Origin of the sequence: Flagellimonas beolgyonensis (assembly GCF_003992615.1) — a bacterium.
In the GTDB taxonomy this organism is placed as follows: Bacteria; Bacteroidota; Bacteroidia; order Flavobacteriales; family Flavobacteriaceae; genus Flagellimonas; species Flagellimonas beolgyonensis.
The window spans coordinates 256,068-273,740 of sequence record NZ_RZMY01000006.1; the positions used below are offsets into that span (position 1 = coordinate 256,068).

The following is a 17,673-nucleotide window of genomic DNA, read 5'->3' on the forward strand; positions in this document are numbered from 1 at the left end:
TAGGTCATGGATTTAGAGAAAACCAGTACTAGGGATGGCCCAAGGGACGGCAGAAAGGTATTCCTTAAATCGGGTACCTGCTCCCGTACGTTTTTCCATATACTAAATCGTGAATTTGGTAACATCAAACCTATAGAGGAACGTGCCTCCGATACCTTGGCCGGTGGAATTATGCAAGAGGGCCATCAATGTGGGATGCTTTGGGGAGCTTCCTTGGCTGTTGGAGCTGAGGCCCATCGCAGATTTGAAAACCCTGATCAGGCCATTGCGGTTGCCATTTTGTCCACGCAAAAAATGATGGAATCTTTCAAAGAAAGGGAAGGCACCATCAACTGCCACGAGATTACACATTGCGACTTTTCAAACAATCTGAGCATGGCCAAATACTTTGTATCTGGTCGCTTTTTACATTGTTACAATCTGGCACAGCACTGGGCTCCCGAAGCCGTGAATGCCGCTCTAAAAGGGCTTTCAGATGATTCCACATACCCATCCGATACTTGTTTGAGCTGTGCTACCGAAGTGGCAAAAAAAATGGGAGCCAGTGAGGAAGAATCCATCATGGTGGCCGGGTTTGCAGGAGGATTGGGCTTGAGCGGTGGTGGATGTGGTGCCTTGGCAGCCGCTATATGGTTAAAGTCATTGAAATGGTGCAACGATGTACCCAAAAAAATGGCCATGAACAATCCCCATGCCCAAGAAACCCTAAGCACGTTTTATCAGCTGACCCATTCAGAACTATTATGTTCTAAAATTACTGGAAGAAAGTTTGAAACCATTTCAGCGCATACGAGGTACATCCAAAATGCTGGGTGTGCACAACTCATCCAAAATCTGGCCCATATCAAGTAACACAAAAATGGAATTGTTGAAAGAATATTGGATTCTCTGGAGTGTAAGCAATGGCCTTGCCATCCTCGTATTGATTGCCGCCCTAAAAAAAACAAGACTGGCCAGGCTGCTCATTTTCATTCTTTTTGCTTGGGCAAGCTGGTTCAATTATACCACGGCACATAATAGCCCGAGTGACTATTTGATCTATGCCACATTAACGCCGGTGGATCTCTATTCGAATTTCATCAACACTACGTTCAAAGCTAATATCGTACCCATGGTGACCGGAATTGCAATGGGGCAAGCCTTGATCGCCATTGGAATGTTATTGCGCGGTTGGTGGGTGAAACTGGCCTGTATCGGAGCCATCCTATTTTTCTTGGCCATAGCTCCCCTCGGTATTGGTTCCGGATTTCCGGCCACCCTGATCGGGGCATTGGCGGTTTTCCTGATTGTAAAGAACGATGCGCTTGATTATTTATGGATTCCCAGTTCAAAAGTGCAGTAAGGACCTCTGAGAAATAAAAATTTGCAGAATAAGAATCAAACTGAAGGCAGTGAAATATTAAATCAGATTCAAATGAAAAAATTAGCCGAATACCAGAAATTTATTTACCTCGGAATTGTGGTGATCGCTCTTGGAATCGTCTTCACCACTTCCTTGAGGGAAACGGCAGGTTACTTTGGCAATGTTTTGGTTGCCATTGGTGGATTGCTCTTTATCGTTGGGATGAGCAAGAAAAAAAGAAGCGAGAAGGATACAGATTGATGCTTGATCGTAAACTCAATAGTGCAATTTGGGCTCAAGCCATAACCATCCCATGCACAAAAGAAACACTATAAAGAACCAAATGGAGTTTAACGGTGCCCTCTTTTTTACCAAATCCCTAGTATCTGCCTTAGTACCCATCTTACCAAATTGACGTTGGTTGAGCTGCTGGACCCACTTTTGATGTTCCGCTTTGCGGCTATCCTTTTGGAAGACATAATAATAAAACGCGGGTAACGAGTCTTGGGCCATTGCAAGTGCATTCCATCCAGCAGTCGTGGGATAAGTGGTACCCTTCCAATGGGTGGGTATTTGCAAATCCTGCAACAGGGGTACAGTGCCCCGTCCAGATGATACCTCCGGCTCCAGCCTATCTGTTTTTAGGATAAATTGAAAGGGTTGATCCACGCTGGGAAATGGGGTTTTTGTTTCCCAAGCTGTGCCGACAACTTTGGTTTTCGCCATTGCATCAACGATTGTGGACCAAAGTGCACTGTACATTTCCTGCTTTCCGTCCAAAATAAGCTGATAACTATCCTGTAACAAAATAGTTCCTACTTTTCCCATTCCCTGTCTTGCCAAAGCACCAACCATGGCTGCATCCCACTGAATCGGTTCCACCAGTATTTCTTCCTTTAAACGAAATGGGAATTTTTCCAATGTTTGTTGCGTTCCTTCAATTCGTAGCTCTTGAACCCCATCCCGCTCAAAAGACAACGGGAATTTGCGACCGGCTTGATTAAAAAGTGGCCCACTGGGCTGAACATACAATCCCAGTCCTTCATCCTTAACATTTTTATCTAATGCTTCCCTAGAATTCTTGTTCAATTCCAAATACGAATCTGCATCGATGATGACCAAATCAAACGATTGCAATTCATTTTCCGACAATTGGTAAACGGGCACAGCCTCTGTATTGAAATATTCAAATTTGTACCTGCCCTTGGTCAATTGGGAGCGGACCACCACCCCATGGCCATTTTCGGCCAAAAAGTTTTTCAGGTATTTGGTCTCAAAGGTGGGAAAGGTATTGATGATCAAAACCTGCAACGGATCCGGCTCCAGCACTTGAAAAGGAATCGGTTCTTGGGAAATCACCTCGCCTTGGGCATCCTTTTCCACCAACGCAAATTCAAATCGACCACTGGCTTTGGGTTCCACTTTAAAAGTGAGTTTCTGAAGGGTCTCTCCTGAAAACTCCACCGAATCCAATGCATTGCCCCCGTTATCGTACAAGAGGGCCCAATGCCCCTCCTTGCTTTGGGTATATTCCGTTTGTAAGCTCAATATATCACCCAATTCAATGACCGGTTTGTAATGGATGGCCGTCCAACCCACTAATGGCTCAGCACCCAGAAAATCAACCTTATTTTGCTCCACCAACCAAAAATCAAAAGGTTCCAGACCATAGCCCAGCACAAACAAGGTGTCGTTGGGATTGATCTTGGAAAATAGTTTGCCCGGTTGATACGATTCAATGGAGATACGTTTGTACAGTTTGGTGAGGCTATCCAATTGTGCTTGGCGATAACCTTCAGTCAGAATGATGGATTTTTTACCTGAAACCATTTGCGGCACGGCAGGTTTCAAAACGAGCAAGGCCAAGGCTACCAATCCAATAAAGCCAATCGCCAGTTTGATCCAAAACCTGCGCTCCCCCTTTTGCGGCCACTCCTTCCAAACGAAAAAACCAAATACCAGTATCCCACCAAGTAAAATCGGAAGCAGTAGCTTTTGGTTGAGAAAAGTAAGTCCATCAATCATTGGCTTCCAATGCTTTTAGATACAACTTGTTGATTTCATCTTGATACTGCGGCACATGGCCCGGGTTGTTCTCGACCATCGGTAAAACAGCCAACACATTTTTACGCACCAATCGGTAATGCTCCACATTTTGATGGGATACTTTGGAAAGGTCTCGTAATCCCTGGAGTACCTTCACATATTTCAATGGGTTGTCGACGGCTTGCGCAGCCAATTCATTGCCCGCCTCCTGAAAAAGAATTTGGTCCTGATTCGTGATGCTGCTCTGTTCTTGTATGAGCTGTTCCAATCGGGCAACCGTTTGTCTTGTAGATTGAAAGGATAGTTCATAATCGAACGTTTCCTTTTTATCAAAATTGGAAATCGATTTGATATCCCCGGTCAACCGTTTTTCTTCCTTGATCGGTGGCGGGTCAAAACCGATGCGGTGCACATAGATCCGTGCGCTATTTTTTATCTCTTGAATCAGTTTCAATGCCTCGTACTGGTAAGGCAACGATTTTTCCGGTTGGTACAGTCGCAGGTAGAGTTCCGCGTCCCACATAATGTTGAGGGCATCCCGAAGCTTTGCTTTCAACGATTTTTCAAACAGGGTGGAGGCCTCAGGATCTTCATGGTTGTGCAGGTAGTCGTGCAAAGGGTCCTCTGCCTCCTCCCCTTCGGCTTCTTCATCGTGTTCCTCCACCAGATTGTGCTCATTATCGCTATCATGCCGATGGCTATACCCCTCCAACAGATCCTCCTCCCCTCCTTCATCTGCATGATCTTCCTCTGTACTGCTCACTTGGCCCGGGGCTGCTTGCATTTCGGTTTCATCCCCCATAAACTGTCCGTATTTCAAGCGAAGGGATTTTTGGTCAAAGCCCAACTCATTACTGGTAAACTTAAAATCGTATTCGGAAAGTTTGGGCTTGTCCTTTATCAATTTTTCGGTATCGATGATCAATTGGCGCTGACTCCTAAAGTAATCCGGCATCAAATCCACACCCAAGGTCCCCTCCACTCCAAAGGCATCGGATACCGTGTCCCTTATCACCGCAAAATAGGTTTCGCTGCGCGAAATGTTGGACGAGGGCATTTTATTGTCGATGGCTTCCACATAAAAGTACAGTTCATCTCCCGGGTCCATGCGGAGTTGGTCGAGGTCCAAGGTCTTGTTCAATTGTAATTGCTTTTTTCCTTTGGTAAACGATTCCTCAAATCGGACTGTTTCTTCCCGAAACTTTACAGACTCTCCCGATCCCTTGCTCACCGTGGCCACGATATAAGCATCCGAAATACCGAAATCATCGGCAATTCGGGTATCCAGCAACAGTTTTTTATCATCGTCAAAATCAAAATAGTTGTATTGGTCAAGTCCTTCCAAAGCCACATAGGGGGCTTCATCCTTAATGGCCTCCATCGAATACAGATCGGTCACATACGAATTGCCATTTTCATCCTTGTAGGAAATACTATAAAATGCCGAACTCTCCAACTTTTGGGTCAATGCATAGCCATTCGTTGTTTTTGAAAAGGCCGAAATTTCTCCCATCCGATCCAATCGGACTTCCAACACTTCACCTTCGAATTGTAATTGCCAAGCAATTTGGGAGCCCTGCACCGCTTTAATGTTGGGATCTTTGGTGGTTCGATTTGGAATGCCCGTATAGGAGGGCTGCACGACTTTGATCTGTGTGGAAATCAAAGTTGGCGCTTTAACACCAGTCTCCATCGAATCTACAGGTGCAAATGTGATTTCCTGGGGCCGACCGGAACCCTCCTTTTTAGCGGCCATATCCTCAATCACCAATCGGGCCGCCAAACCTGTCAAAACCAAAGCAACAAACACCATGGCCGCACTTTTAAGGTTTTGGGGCGGACGTAACGTTGCAAAAACAGGCTGCAACGCGGTTTCCACCCGATAGCGCTGTAATTTGGAAAGATTGTTCAATTGCTCTTGTGGCACGGTCAACAAACCACTGCTGAAACCTGCTTGGGGCACATGGGCGTCCACATAGGCAATGGTATTGTCCAAAGAAATTTTCCATGGTTTTCGCACGACCACAAAGATGATCATGGTCAAGGCAAAGGTCAACAAACCATAACCCAAAGAATGTAGCACTAAGTAAACCAATCCGGCTGCACCCAAGGCATACAACACCCCCTCCACATACAGGAGTTGTTGCCATCGTTGCTTGAACCGTATCAATTGCTGCGCTGCCATTATTGTTTCTTTACATAAGCCATTAAACGTTCCACTATCATCAATACGGCCAAACACACCAATAACCAAGGGGTAACGTCGGTAAAGGAAGCCCGTTCTTTTTTGGAGGTCGCCTGTACATATTTCGGGCGAAGCTCGTCCACAGCCAGTTGTCGCATATCATGTTTGGATACTATCGATTTCCATTCCGAATCCAGATCTAGCAGGTCCAACAGTTGTTCCGTTAAATGTCCATCGAGGGTATTCTGGGTGTTCAATCGGGCGGTCAAGTAGTAGTGATTGGCTATTGGATCTGGTGCTATCAATTGACTCGCGAAGGAATCTGGCTGAAATACCAACCAACGTCCATCTTTATCACAGATGGATTCACTAAGCCAAATACCCAAATCCGGCACATTCTGGTTGCTGTCGCCGTTATTGTCCTTAATGCTAATAGGCTGCTTCAAATAGCCTGAAATTGCTGAAAATGAAGCTTCAATAAACTTTTTGTCATTTTCAAATCCTTCATCGGCAACGATTTGAATCTTGATGGTATCGCTTTTCATCAAAGGCACCCGGAAATTTTCCCCGTTCCTAGTCCCTTGAAGACTGTCATTCGCTTGTTGAACCATTTCAGCATCGGTCAGCGCTTCCTTCTTAAAGTACGTTTGTTCGCTGTTGCCCAATTGTGTGATCAGCTGTATGCCATCCGCATGTTCGATAGCTCCAATCGGAGTATTTTGGACGCTATCGGACGCCATCACCACCCAATGCAGTTTCTTTTGGGTTGAAGGTCGCTTGGATTTGAATCCCTGTACACTTGTTTTGGTAAAAATGACCAGACTATCCGATGGCAAGGAATCCATCTGCTGCACCAATTGCCAATAATCGGGAGTTTCGGAAGTATTGATTGCGTCGGCATCACCTTCCCAAGCTGAAAATCCGGGTTGCAGCACATACACGGGAAAATCCAAAGCCAAGCTATCCATGACCTTTTTTACTTCAGTACGCTCCAAAAGCGAAGGCTCCACCACATAGGCCAGTTGCTGTTTGGTATGGTTCGATGACCATTGGGGCCCTGCCATTACAAAGACCACCAAGGATACGATCAACATGCGCAACAAGAGCAGCAGCCACTCGTTCAATTGAATGCTGCTCGACTGTCTGGAGTTGGATTCCTCCAACAACTGCACACTGCCGATTTTTACGGTTTTCGCTTCCTTTTTGCTCCATAAATGAATGGCCAAGGGGACCAAAAGTCCCAATAAAGCCCATAAATATGATGGATTGCTGAAAACCATATTAATTCAATCGTGCGCGTTCTTTTAAAAATAACTGCAAAGCATTGCCCAAATGATCGTCCATTCGGAACAGATAATGATGGATACCCTGGGAAAGCAGAAATTCCTTGATATCGGCAATCCGTTGATGCAAGGTGGCCAAATACGTTTCCTTGGCGCGATCCACATCCACTTTCACCTTGGTACCCGTTTCCAAATCCTCGAAGGTCACCGACCGTTGGTAGGTAAAATCCATTTCGGAGCCCGACATGAGCTGCAAAACCACCACGTCGTTGTTCTTGGTTTTTAGGTTTTTCACGAAACCGGAAATTTCGGTGTCCTCCTCGTACATATCCGTCAAAAAGAAAATGAGTTCGCGGGTATTCTGGGAATGGATTTTTTTGGAAGCCACCGCTAATTGGGGCCATTTGCCTTTGGTGGACAATTGCAACAACTCCAACAACAACCTGTTGTAATGTTTTTGGTTGGCTTTGGGATAAATGCTCACAAAATCGTTTTCATTCAAGGCAAAAAGTCCAACGGGATCGCCCTGCTTTTGGGCCAAATGTGCCAAACAGGCGACCAGCACCCGGGCAAATTCAAATTTGGATATTCCGTTTTCCTCGTGTTCCATGGATGCACTGGCGTCCACAATGAACTTTACGCTGACCTGGCTTTCCACTTCCGATTGTTTGATGTAGTACCTTCCCGATCGGGCCAACATTTTCCAATCGAGCAATCGCGGGTCATCCCCCGGTTCATAGCCACGGTACTGACTGAACTCCATGCCCGGGCCCACACTACGACTCCGGTGCAAGCCGGAAAGAAAACCTTCCACCACGATACGGGAAATCAGGGAAAGTCCCGACACCGTGTTGATGACTTCAGGTTTCAATAAGTCGTGGTAGTCTCGTGAGGCCATTTTAAACTTATTAATTATTTATATCTAGCATAAATAGGTCCATTAGGATACTTTAATTCCACTAAGTAATCTTTCTCAGTATAGGGACCATACCATTTGCGATATTTTCTATCTCGAAAGTCATATATATTGATAATTAAATAATCCCCCCATAACAGACTTTTTGATAAAACTATTTTGAAATTTTTGATTTCCGATTTTTGACCTTTGAAAGTGTAATAATCAAATTGAAATTCAAAAGTCCCAATAGAATCCTTTCTTATCATTTCCCATGCACTTTGACTTAAAATCAACTTACCAGGGAAATAATCAACCCAGAAACTCTTATTAAAACCTCCCTCGCTTATATTAATCTTTGTTTGTGCAATTCCAGAAATAATTAATTCATCATTAACCTGAATTATGACATTAGGGCTCTGTCCATAAGAATGAATTCCAATGATTAGAACAACAATAAAAATTAAACTTTTGCTACTCATGTAAATCCCTTGTATAAACCCTTATTTTGATAAACAATTAATTGCCATCATTCACGCGAACCGCTTTTAAGATCTGACGCGTGACCTCATCCGAAGTAATGCCTTCGGCCTCAGCTCTAAAATTGACCAACACCCGATGGCGCAGCACAGGCAGTGCCACCGCTTTCAAGTCGTCCAAGGTAACGGCCAACCTACCTTCCAACAAGGCATTGGCCTTGGCGGTCAAGATCATCGCCTGGCCAGCTCGGGGTCCAGCTCCCCAATCCACCCATTGTTTCATATACTCCACCGTGGTGGTGTCGGGTCTGGTGGCCCGAATGACATCGCTTACGTATTGGATCAGATTATCGCTGATGGATACCTCACGAACCAATTGTTGCAACCGAACAATATCCGCTCCGGAAATGACCTTGTTCAATTGGGCTTTGGCCGTTCCGGTCGTGGCTTTCAAAATGGCGGTTTCCTCCTGATCGGAAGGGTAACCGATCTTGATGTACAATAGGAAACGGTCTTGTTGGGCTTCCGGCAACACAAAGGTTCCCGATTGTTCAATGGGGTTTTGGGTCGCCAATATGAAAAAAGGTCGATCCAAGGCATAGGTATTGTCCCCGTACGTGACCTCAAATTCCTGCATGGCCTCCAAAAGGGCCGCCTGGGTTTTGGGCGGGGTCCTATTGATCTCATCCGCCAAAATGATATTGGAAAAAATGGGTCCTTTGTTGAACTTGAAGAACTTTTTGCCCGTGGTATGGTCCTCTTCCAAAATTTCGGTCCCGATAATATCCGAAGGCATAAGATCGGGCGTAAACTGTATCCGTTTGAATTTTAGGTCGATGGCGTTGGCCAAGGTACGAATCATCAAGGTCTTGGCAAGACCCGGAACACCTTCCAGCAGGGCATGTCCGCCCGCCAAAAACGTGATGAGCAGCTGTGAAACGGTTTCATCCTGTCCGATGATCACCTTTCCAATTTCTTTTTTGAGTGCTTTCAGCTTATCGGAGAGCACTTCAACTTCAGTAGCAATTTGTTGTAATTCTTTGTCCAATGCTTCAGTGGTTATGAGGTTAGGGCATAGAGCACAATATTGACCCCGAATCGGGTATTGTCTATTTTATACCATCGTTTGTTTCTAAAGTCGTAATCCCATTCGCAACCGTAATCCTTGTTACTGTACAAAACCCCTATTCGACCATTGATCATAATGGCCTTGAGATAGTCATGTACCAAATCGTCGCCCCAGCCGTTCAATTCTTGGGAGGTGGTCGGTGGCCCATCCTCAAACTCGAAAAAGATGGAATAGATCTCGTGGTCGTTGGGAATCTTTTTCAGTTCGCCCGGTCCAAAGATTTCTTCCATTTGCCGTTCAAAGGATTTGGCAAAGAGACCATCAATATCGTGATTGCAATCGTCGGCAAATACAAAACCGCCATTGCGGACATATTTTTCAAAATTCTCCCGTTCCTTTTTGGTAAACTGGACCAATTTATGGCCCGAGATATAACAAAATGGGCTTTTGAAGATGTCATCGCTGGACAGTGTGATGATCTTTTCCTGGGTGTCCACCTTTAAGGTGGTATACTCCACCAAAGAATTGAGCAGATTGGAAGGCATCCGTTGATCCACGTCCCAATCGCCGGATTCGTATTGCAATCGTGTAAAAAAGAATTCGTTGTTCAGGGCCATAAAGGGTATTGGCTAAACCAGTTCCAAAATAAAAACTGGCGGAGGGCTTTTATGCCGCACCACCAGTTTCAGTTTATTCGGATTTTTACACCGCATCCGAAAGACTGGTGAACGTAAAGTCACGAATCTTCATATACGGTATCAAGTTACCATCCACTCGCACTTGTTGTCCGAGGGACTCCAAATTGTTCAACATGATGATCGGACTCTCATTGAACCTAAAGTTCTTAATGGGATATTTGATCTGTCCGTTTTCAATATAAAACGTTCCATCCCTGGTCAAACCAGTATAGAGCAAGGTCTGTGGATCCACACTTCGGATATACCAAAAACGGGTCACCAAAATACCTTTTTTGGTACCGGCGATCATATCCTCAAGGCTTTCATCGCCACCTTCCATAATGCCATTGCTTGGGAAAGGAACAGGATCTACTCCTTTTTGTCCAGCCCAATAGCGGTCATAGGCCAAATTTTTAACCACGCCGTTCTCGATCCAATGGGTCTTCTTCAACGGCATACCTTCACCGTTCCAAGTGGAGGTAGGTACATCAGGATGCAATGGATCGGACCAAAGATTGACCCTTTCGTCCACTATCTTTTGTCCCAATTTATTGCCTCCATCCGGAGCGGACATAAAGCTTCGTCCCTCATCGGCAGAACGTGCGTTGAAGGAAAAAATCATGTTTCGCAACAAATCTGAAGCAGCCGCAGGTTCCAAGATCACAGTATATTTACCGGGCTCAATGGCACGGGCTTCCCGTGACATCACAGCCTTGTTTATGGCAACGTTGGAGGCCTCTGCCGCATCAAACTTATTGATATCATTGAAATCTCGCGTCACCCAACCGGAACCAGTACCATCGTTGGTACGCATGGTCACCGTAAAGTCCACATTGGTGGATTTGTTGTAGGCGAACAATCCGTTGGAATTGATCATGGCGGAGAACGATTCCCCATCATTCAAGAACCCAGCAGCGGTAACGTCCTTGGCGGCCGCGGGCACAATACTCTTGCTGGCCACTTCGGCACGGTATTCAGGAGTCACTTTTGCCGTGGCTTCCTTGTACGTAATGGAGGCATCGTATTGCTGTGGGCCCAAAGGTGGCATGAATTCGGGATTCTCCGGCGCTAATTTGGCCAACTCCTCTGCTCTGCCCACCACTTTTTCAAGGGAGGCATCATCAAATTCATCGATGGTCGCAGTTCCCACCTTTTTTCCATAACTGGCCTGTACCACCAAACTTTGGGTGGACTGGTATCCTGCCGTGGAAACCGTATTTCGTGCATACCTGATGTTTCCCCTATTACTTCCACTTAGGTTTATTTCACAGGCATCGGCTTTGGAAAAACTCAATGCTTTTTCCAAGATCTTTTTTGCTTCTTCTTCTGTATATATAGCCATTGTCTTCGTATTTATAATGAATAAACCTTAAATGGTCCTACCTGTATTGATTACATTGATTCCATTGAACCTTGTCGTGGAGCTTCCGTGGGAAACCGCACTGATCTGTGAAGGTTGTCCTTTTCCGTCGAAGAAAGAACCGAACAATCGGTAATCGTCCTTATCACAGATTTTGGCACAGGAATTCCAGAACTCCTGGGTGTTCGATTGGTAGGCCACGTCTTCGAGCATACCCACTACTTCCCCATTTTTGATCTCGTAGAACATGGTTCCACCAAATTGGAAGTTGTAACGCTGTTGGTCAATCGAATACGATCCACGGCCCAAAATGTAAATTCCTTTTTCCACATCCTTGATCATATCCTGCAAGGAATACTTTTCGGTTCCCGGCTCCAAGGATACGTTGGGCATACGTTGGAACTGGACATCTTCCCAGCTTTGGGCATAGCAACAACCATGGGATTCGTTTTGACCGATCATGTGTACTTGATCACGGATGGCCTCATAATTCACAAGGATACCGTTGCGGATCAAATCCCATTTTTTGGTCTTAACGCCTTCATCATCGTAACCCACGGCACCCAAAGATCCCTCTTGGGTCTTGTCGGCCACAATATTTACGATGTCGCTGCCATAATTGAATTTCTTGGTTTCCCATTTATCCAAGGTAGCGAAACTGGTTCCCGCGTAATTGGCTTCGTAACCCAGTACCCTATCCAACTCCAAGGGGTGACCCACCGATTCGTGGATGGTCAAACCAAGGTGGTTGGGTTCCAGTACCAAGTCATATTTACCGGCCTCAACAGATTTAGCGGTCAGCTTCTGTTTGGCCTGGATGGCTGCCATGGTAGCGTCCTCCACAATATCATAGCTCTTTCTGTATAGCTTGATGCCCTCTGGACCTTCAAGTTTTTCAGAGGCCAAACCATCCATATACTCATAACCCATACCCATTGGGGCACTCATGGCCTGACGGGTCTTGAACTTGCCAGCGGCACGATCGATAGCTGTTACATTGAAGGTGGGCCAAATTCGGTGAACGTCCTGATCGATATAAGATCCATCGGTAGACGCAAAATACTTTTGTTCATTGACCATGAAGAGGGCCGAATTCACAAAATTGGCGCCATTATCAATGGCGGCCGCATTGGCACTCAACAACAAATCGACTTTTTCGGAAATGGGTACTTCCTTAAAATCTTTTTGGATGGGGGTTTTCCAAGAAACCTCTCCGTAAGCCTCCACAGGTGCCAACACAACTGGCTCCTTTTGAATCCTGGCATTGGCCTTGGCTATGGCCACCGCCTGTTGGGTTGCATTTTTGATTCCGTCTTCGGTAACATCATTGGTAGAGGCAAATCCCCATGTTCCGTTGGCGATTACCCGGATACCAATCCCAAAGGATTCGGTGTTCACCACATTCTGGACTTTGTCCTCACGGGTGAAGACATATTGGTTCAAATAACGGCCAATTCGTGCATCCGCATAGGTAGCACCCAATGATTTTGCGGTGTTAAGGGCAACATCGGCCATTTTTTTCTTAAGTACAACATCCATGCCTGGTTCGAGGAGTGCTTCTGTCGGGATCTCATTTCCCAACATCAGGGAAGGCATCATCAATGCCCCCGCTCCCAAACCGGCATACTGCACAAAGCTTCTTCTTTTCATATGTTTCGGTTATCTGATTTACTTGTTTTTTGATTGACGGTGCAGTTCATTGGCTTAAAAGTCACACCTTCAATTTTCAAGGGTTCCTAAAAATAAACAGTGCCCTTCAGGTTTTATGTTAATTTTAACCTAAAATCCCTGAACGACTACTTAAATTCCCTAAACAACATCCTTCAATTATTGACCAAATGAAATCAAACCCCGATTTTTTCCACTAGGCCAGTGTATCAAATGTCCATAGCGTAATTCCTCATCCAACAATGAGTTCGATCATTTGATTTGTATTGATTTTATGTATTTTGTTACAGATTCAATTATGTTGAAAATAGCAGAAATACCATGAAAACCTTAGGAATGATTGGGGGCACGTCTTGGCACTCCACTATTGAATATTATCGTTTGATCAACCAATTGGCTGCAAAGGTGATTGGTGAACAGGCCAATCCACCATTGATCATCCACAGCATCAATATCGAGTTGATGCGGGAACAAAACCGGGAAAAGATCAATGCAAAATACCTGGAGACTTCCTTGAAATTACAGGAAGTGGGTGCCGATGCCATCATCATCTGTGCCAATACCCCGCACATGGTGTACGATTTTGTGCAGCCCAAAATTGAAATTCCCATCCTCCATATCGCCGATGCTACCGGGAAAGCGGCAAAAAAAATAGGGCTGAAAAAATTGGGTCTTTTGGGAAACAAACCTACCATGACGGGCAACTTCATTCCCAAAGTGCTTTCGAAAAACTATCAAATTGAGACTATTATTCCGGATGAGAAGTATATTCCACAAGCGCATCAATATGTTTCCAAAGAACTGACCCAGGGCATCTTTTCGGAAGAAGCCAAATCCTTTTTTAAGGAGCAAATCAACTTATTGCAAGCCCGGGGCGCCGATGGTATTATTTTAGGTTGTACCGAACTGCCCTTGCTCTTTAAATCGGATGATGTGAATATCCCCACTTTGGCCACGACCGATCTTCATGCACAAATGGGCGTCGACTTTATTTTTGACAAGTTGTAGCTTTAGTTGAAGGTATCCACCACCAATACTCCTCTGTTCTTGAAACTGTCCATAATGGGCAATTCAGAACAAATGTCTTCCAAGGAAATGGTCCGCTCCACCAATTTTTCAGGTTGGAGTTTTCCTTCTTGGATCATTTGAAGGAGCGCTTCGTATCTAAACGCTTGCATGCCGTGACTGCCGATAATTTCCAGTTCATTGGCCAACACCTTGTCCATAGGAACCTTTGGGTGTTGATGGTCACCTGTCATGAGACCGACCTGGACATGTTTACCCCGTTTTCTGAGGTTGGCAATGGAATTGAAACAGGTGGCCTGACTGCCCAATGCATCCAAGGACACGTGTGCACCACCATTGGTGAGCTCTCGAACCTGCCCAACCACATCTTTGGATGAAGCGGCATTAATGGTCGCCATGGCTCCCAAATCCGAAGCCATTTTAAGGGTTTCATCATTGATGTCCACCGCAATCACCTGAGCTCCCTGGGCATTGGCAATCATAATCGCGGACAAACCCACACCCCCACAACCGTGCACGGCTACAAATTGACCCCCTTGTACCATTCCCTGATCTACCACGGCCCTAAAAGAAGTTACAAACCGACATCCCAAAATCGCAGCGGCCACATCGCTGATAGCATCGGGAAGCTTGACCAAATTGATATCGGCATGATCCAAGGCCACATATTCGGCAAAGGAGCCCCAATGTGTAAAACCCGGTTGGGTTTGATGGTCACAGACCTGATGGTTGCCCGAATGGCATTGTGGGCAGGTCCCACAGCCACATACAAAAGGAACGGTGACCCGATCGCCTACTTTAAAATTTTTGACATCTTTGCCCACAGCGGCCACAATGCCCGCGAGTTCATGCCCGGGCACATGTGGAAGTTCGATATCTGGGTCATGACCCATCCAACCATGCCAATCGCTTCGGCAAAGTCCGGTTGCTGTTACCTGTACAACCACACCATGGCTTTTTGGGATCGGGTCGGCCACATTTTGTACTGTTACCGGACCTTGAAATTTTTCATACACAATTGCACGCATCGGCCTGAGGGATTTAAAGTTTAAATGTACTATGAAATATAGAAGTTCCAGTCAAAAATATATCAACTGCAAAGCAACACCTGACTTTCTTTTTCTTTTCAACAATACCATAATTACACGAAGAGGTCTATGGATTTATGTCATAATTTCTAAAAACGAAGTATCCTATCTTTGTTAAAATGTCAAAGTAAAAAAGATGGTCATACCCATAATTATCGCCATTTACATTTTGATTGCCTTGATCATGGTGGTGAGCCTGTTATTGAACGGTGTACGGCCCAGTAAAACATTGGCTTGGCTTTTGGCCATTTTTACGATTCCAGTAGGTGGTGTTTTGCTCTATTTACTCTTTGGAAGAAACCGCAGAAAAAGCAAGTTGTTTTCCCAAAAACTCAAGTTCAGTTTCCGCGATGCATTGAACTATGCGTCCTGCAGGCCAGAACTTACCCAAAACAAACGAAAAATAGCCCGATTGATCACCAACACGGCCAAGTGTCCTGTTACCTGCGCCAACAACCTCACTCTGTTGAAGGATGGTAAGATCACTTTTGAGAGCATATTTCAGGCGTTGGAAGCTGCCGAAGATCACATTCATCTCCAATACTATATTTTCGAAGAGGGTGTTTTGGCCGATAAATTGCTCAAGATTTTTGAACGGAAAATTGCCGAGAACGTAACCATTCGGTTGTTGTATGATGGCATTGGCAGTTATTCCTTGAGCAGGAAGTATTTGAAATCCCTTAAAAAAATGGGGGTCGAAACTGCACAATTTCTCCCCTTTCGATTTGGTCGGTTCCTCTCTTCGCTCAACTATAGAAACCACAGAAAGATCATTGTGGTGGACAACAAAGTGGGTTTTACAGGCGGTATCAATATTTCCGACAAATACCTAAAGGGAGATCCCTCTTTGGGCAAATGGCACGATACCCATTTAAAGGTAGAAGGTGAGGCCGTGGATTTTCTGAACCGAACCTTCATTATCGACTGGTATTTGGCCAGCGGGAAGGAAGTGGATATCTCTTCCTTCAACATTACCATGGATGAAGGACCAAAAACAGCCCTTCAAATTGTCCCCAGCGGCCCCGATGATGATTTCGACGTAATGGAGCAGGTCTATTTTTCCATCATCAACAGTGCGGAAAAGTATCTGTACATCGTGAACCCCTACATTATCCCCAACCATGCCATTTTACAGGGATTGGTCACAGCCGCCTTAAGTGGGGTGGACGTGCGTTTGTTGATGTCCACTACTACTGACATTAAACTGGTGGACTGGTGTGTTCGGGCCTATTATGAAAGCTATTTAAAGGCTGGGATAAAGATTTATTTGCACCCAGAAGGTTTCCTGCACAGCAAGGTAATGTTATGCGATGATGAAATCGCGAGCATTGGCACGGCCAACCTCGATAATAGAAGTCTGCAGCAAAATTATGAGGCCCAAGCTTTTGTGTACGATCAACAGCTGTGCCAACAGATGAAATCGGATTTTTTGGAGGATTGCGCCAAATCTAAAATGCTCGCCGATTATGAGCAATTCAAACAAAGGCCCTGGACCAATAAGCTGATCGAAGGGTTTGCCAAGTTGTTGAGTCCTTTGTTATGACACAAAGGTTTCATAACCCAACTCGTTTTTGCAACTTCTCCCCTCTTCCCAACAATCAATGTTATCGATTGTGGTATTCGCTATTCGCTCCAAGGCCTCATGTGTTGCGAATGCCTGGTGTGGTGTCAAAAGCACATTGGGCATTGCTAAAAGTTCTATCAACAGTTCGTCTTTGATGCCATTTTGGCTAAGATCTTTAAAGTATATGCCCCTTTCAAATTCGTAAACGTCAGCAGCATAGCCTTGTATTTGACCATTTCTCAATACTTTTAGAAGGTCTTTCGTTTTTACGATCGCCCCTCTTGCCGTGTTGATGAGAAATGCATTTTTCTTTAATAAACCTAAAAGTTCCGCATTGAAAATATGGTGGGTCTCGTGCGTCAAAGGCACATTGATACTGATGATATCTGATTGTTTGCACATCTCCTTCAAGGGAAGATATTCCACGTCGTAGTGGCTTTCCAAATAATGGTTCCGCATTAGATCGTTGGCCAGAACACGACATCCAAAAGCATGGAAAACCTTTACCAAAATGGAACCAATTTTACCGGTGCCAAAAATACCCACTGTTTTACCATAGAGATCAAATCCCACCAAATCATCAATCAAAAAATTGTACTGGTTTACTTGGGCATTGGCCTGTACCAATTTTCGGTTCAGGGCCAATAAAAGGCCGACAGTATGCTCCGCAATACCATGTGGGGAGTATTCTGGGGCATAGGCCACCTTAAGCCCAATGCGCTTGGCAGACTTGATACTGACATTGTTGTAGCCGGTAGATCTTAAGGCAAGATACTTAACTCCCAATTCCCTTAAGATTTCGAGTACCACCAAAGAGGCATCGTCGTTCGAGAAAATGGAAACAGCATCGTACCCCGCGGCCATCACAGCCGTGGTGGCATCGAGTGCCTCGGGCACAAATCTGAGTTTGTGCCTGTTTCCATTGGCCTTCTTGAGATAGTCAATCTCAAAGTCCTTCGCGCTGTAAACCAGTACTTTCATTTTAGCATTA

16 protein-coding genes are annotated in these 17,673 nt (G+C 45.1%); 5 read left to right on the forward strand and 11 right to left on the reverse strand.

The window, feature by feature from the left end:
- Positions 1-6: 6 nt before the first annotated feature.
- The 3 genes from EO131_RS04800 to EO131_RS04810 all read left to right on the forward strand — a co-directional run bounded on the left by EO131_RS04800 (position 7) and on the right by EO131_RS04810 (position 1,603).
- Positions 7-852, forward strand: coding sequence for a C-GCAxxG-C-C family protein (locus EO131_RS04800; RefSeq protein WP_127019444.1), 846 nt, complete (start codon positions 7-9; stop codon positions 850-852).
- A 7-nt stretch (positions 853-859) separates the two neighbouring features.
- Positions 860-1,342, forward strand: a complete 483-nt coding sequence (locus EO131_RS04805) for a hypothetical protein (protein ID WP_127019446.1) — start codon at positions 860-862, stop codon at positions 1,340-1,342.
- A 72-nt stretch (positions 1,343-1,414) separates the two neighbouring features.
- A complete protein-coding gene (locus tag EO131_RS04810; RefSeq protein ID WP_127019448.1) occupies positions 1,415-1,603 on the forward strand; it encodes a hypothetical protein in 189 nt (62 codons plus the stop codon).
- 15 nt (positions 1,604-1,618) lie between these two features.
- Here the strand turns inward: EO131_RS04810 and EO131_RS04815 are convergent, their stop codons facing one another.
- From EO131_RS04815 to EO131_RS04855, 9 genes are all read right to left on the reverse strand, one after another.
- Entirely contained in the window at positions 1,619-3,367 is a 1,749-nt protein-coding gene (locus EO131_RS04815) for a hypothetical protein (RefSeq protein WP_127019450.1), read from the reverse strand.
- Positions 3,360-5,573 carry a tryptophan-rich sensory protein gene (locus EO131_RS04820; protein WP_127019452.1) on the reverse strand — a complete coding sequence of 738 codons (2,214 nt, stop codon included), beginning with the start codon at positions 5,571-5,573 and terminating at the stop codon, positions 3,360-3,362. Before EO131_RS04820 ends, EO131_RS04815 begins: the two co-directional genes overlap by 8 nt.
- Entirely contained in the window at positions 5,573-6,853 is a 1,281-nt protein-coding gene (locus EO131_RS04825) for a BatA domain-containing protein (protein ID WP_127019454.1), read from the reverse strand. Before EO131_RS04825 ends, EO131_RS04820 begins: the two co-directional genes overlap by 1 nt.
- Before the next feature lies 1 nt (position 6,854).
- Positions 6,855-7,754 (reverse strand): DUF58 domain-containing protein, encoded by a 900-nt coding sequence (locus tag EO131_RS04830; protein WP_127019456.1) that lies wholly within the window; start codon positions 7,752-7,754, stop codon positions 6,855-6,857.
- A 14-nt stretch (positions 7,755-7,768) separates the two neighbouring features.
- The gene (locus EO131_RS04835; protein WP_127019458.1) at positions 7,769-8,233 is read right to left on the reverse strand and encodes a hypothetical protein; all 465 of its coding nucleotides are present in this window, start codon (positions 8,231-8,233) and stop codon (positions 7,769-7,771) included.
- 37 nt (positions 8,234-8,270) lie between these two features.
- The gene (locus EO131_RS04840) at positions 8,271-9,278 is read right to left on the reverse strand and encodes an AAA family ATPase (RefSeq protein ID WP_127019460.1); all 1,008 of its coding nucleotides are present in this window, start codon (positions 9,276-9,278) and stop codon (positions 8,271-8,273) included.
- An 11-nt stretch (positions 9,279-9,289) separates the two neighbouring features.
- Positions 9,290-9,910, reverse strand: a complete 621-nt coding sequence (locus tag EO131_RS04845) for a DUF4159 domain-containing protein (protein ID WP_127020048.1) — start codon at positions 9,908-9,910, stop codon at positions 9,290-9,292.
- Positions 9,911-10,001: 91 nt separating this feature from the next.
- Positions 10,002-11,318 carry a TldD/PmbA family protein gene (locus tag EO131_RS04850; RefSeq protein ID WP_127019462.1) on the reverse strand — a complete coding sequence of 439 codons (1,317 nt, stop codon included), beginning with the start codon at positions 11,316-11,318 and terminating at the stop codon, positions 10,002-10,004.
- A gap of 27 nt (positions 11,319-11,345) precedes the next feature.
- The gene (locus tag EO131_RS04855; protein ID WP_127019464.1) at positions 11,346-12,986 is read right to left on the reverse strand and encodes a TldD/PmbA family protein; all 1,641 of its coding nucleotides are present in this window, start codon (positions 12,984-12,986) and stop codon (positions 11,346-11,348) included.
- A 339-nt stretch (positions 12,987-13,325) separates the two neighbouring features.
- Between EO131_RS04855 and EO131_RS04860 the strand changes: the two genes are divergently transcribed.
- On the forward strand, positions 13,326-14,012 hold the full coding sequence (locus tag EO131_RS04860; protein WP_127019466.1) for an aspartate/glutamate racemase family protein: 687 nt from the start codon (positions 13,326-13,328) through the stop codon (positions 14,010-14,012).
- Positions 14,013-14,014: 2 nt separating this feature from the next.
- Here the strand turns inward: EO131_RS04860 and EO131_RS04865 are convergent, their stop codons facing one another.
- Positions 14,015-15,058, reverse strand: a complete 1,044-nt coding sequence (locus EO131_RS04865) for a zinc-dependent alcohol dehydrogenase family protein (RefSeq protein WP_127019468.1) — start codon at positions 15,056-15,058, stop codon at positions 14,015-14,017.
- Positions 15,059-15,254: 196 nt separating this feature from the next.
- Here EO131_RS04865 and cls point away from each other — a divergent pair, with 196 nt between their 5' ends.
- The gene (gene cls, locus EO131_RS04870) at positions 15,255-16,661 is read left to right on the forward strand and encodes a cardiolipin synthase (RefSeq protein ID WP_127019471.1); all 1,407 of its coding nucleotides are present in this window, start codon (positions 15,255-15,257) and stop codon (positions 16,659-16,661) included.
- On the opposite strand, the gene EO131_RS04875 is transcribed toward cls, so the two are convergent.
- Positions 16,656-17,663: a 2-hydroxyacid dehydrogenase gene (locus EO131_RS04875; protein ID WP_127019473.1), complete on the reverse strand. Its 1,008-nt coding sequence runs from the start codon at positions 17,661-17,663 to the stop codon at positions 16,656-16,658. The genes cls and EO131_RS04875 overlap by 6 nt on opposite strands.
- Positions 17,664-17,673: the final 10 nt, after the last annotated feature.

Bases quoted from the DNA above. Each gene is read 5' to 3' on its own strand.
- EO131_RS04800 (WP_127019444.1), top strand. From the start codon at position 7: ATGGATTTAGAGAAAACCAGTACTAGGGATGGCCCAAGGGACGGCAGA.
- EO131_RS04805 (WP_127019446.1), top strand. From the start codon at position 860: ATGGAATTGTTGAAAGAATATTGGATTCTCTGGAGTGTAAGCAATGGC.
- EO131_RS04810 (WP_127019448.1), top strand. From the start codon at position 1,415: ATGAAAAAATTAGCCGAATACCAGAAATTTATTTACCTCGGAATTGTG.
- EO131_RS04815 (WP_127019450.1), bottom strand. From the start codon at position 3,367: ATGATTGATGGACTTACTTTTCTCAACCAAAAGCTACTGCTTCCGATT.
- EO131_RS04820 (WP_127019452.1), bottom strand. From the start codon at position 5,573: ATGGCAGCGCAGCAATTGATACGGTTCAAGCAACGATGGCAACAACTC.
- EO131_RS04825 (WP_127019454.1), bottom strand. From the start codon at position 6,853: ATGGTTTTCAGCAATCCATCATATTTATGGGCTTTATTGGGACTTTTG.
- EO131_RS04830 (WP_127019456.1), bottom strand. From the start codon at position 7,754: ATGGCCTCACGAGACTACCACGACTTATTGAAACCTGAAGTCATCAAC.
- EO131_RS04835 (WP_127019458.1), bottom strand. From the start codon at position 8,233: ATGAGTAGCAAAAGTTTAATTTTTATTGTTGTTCTAATCATTGGAATT.
- EO131_RS04850 (WP_127019462.1), bottom strand. From the start codon at position 11,318: ATGGCTATATATACAGAAGAAGAAGCAAAAAAGATCTTGGAAAAAGCA.
- EO131_RS04855 (WP_127019464.1), bottom strand. From the start codon at position 12,986: ATGAAAAGAAGAAGCTTTGTGCAGTATGCCGGTTTGGGAGCGGGGGCA.
- EO131_RS04860 (WP_127019466.1), top strand. From the start codon at position 13,326: ATGAAAACCTTAGGAATGATTGGGGGCACGTCTTGGCACTCCACTATT.
- EO131_RS04865 (WP_127019468.1), bottom strand. From the start codon at position 15,058: ATGCGTGCAATTGTGTATGAAAAATTTCAAGGTCCGGTAACAGTACAA.
- cls (WP_127019471.1), top strand. From the start codon at position 15,255: ATGGTCATACCCATAATTATCGCCATTTACATTTTGATTGCCTTGATC.
- EO131_RS04875 (WP_127019473.1), bottom strand. From the start codon at position 17,663: ATGAAAGTACTGGTTTACAGCGCGAAGGACTTTGAGATTGACTATCTC.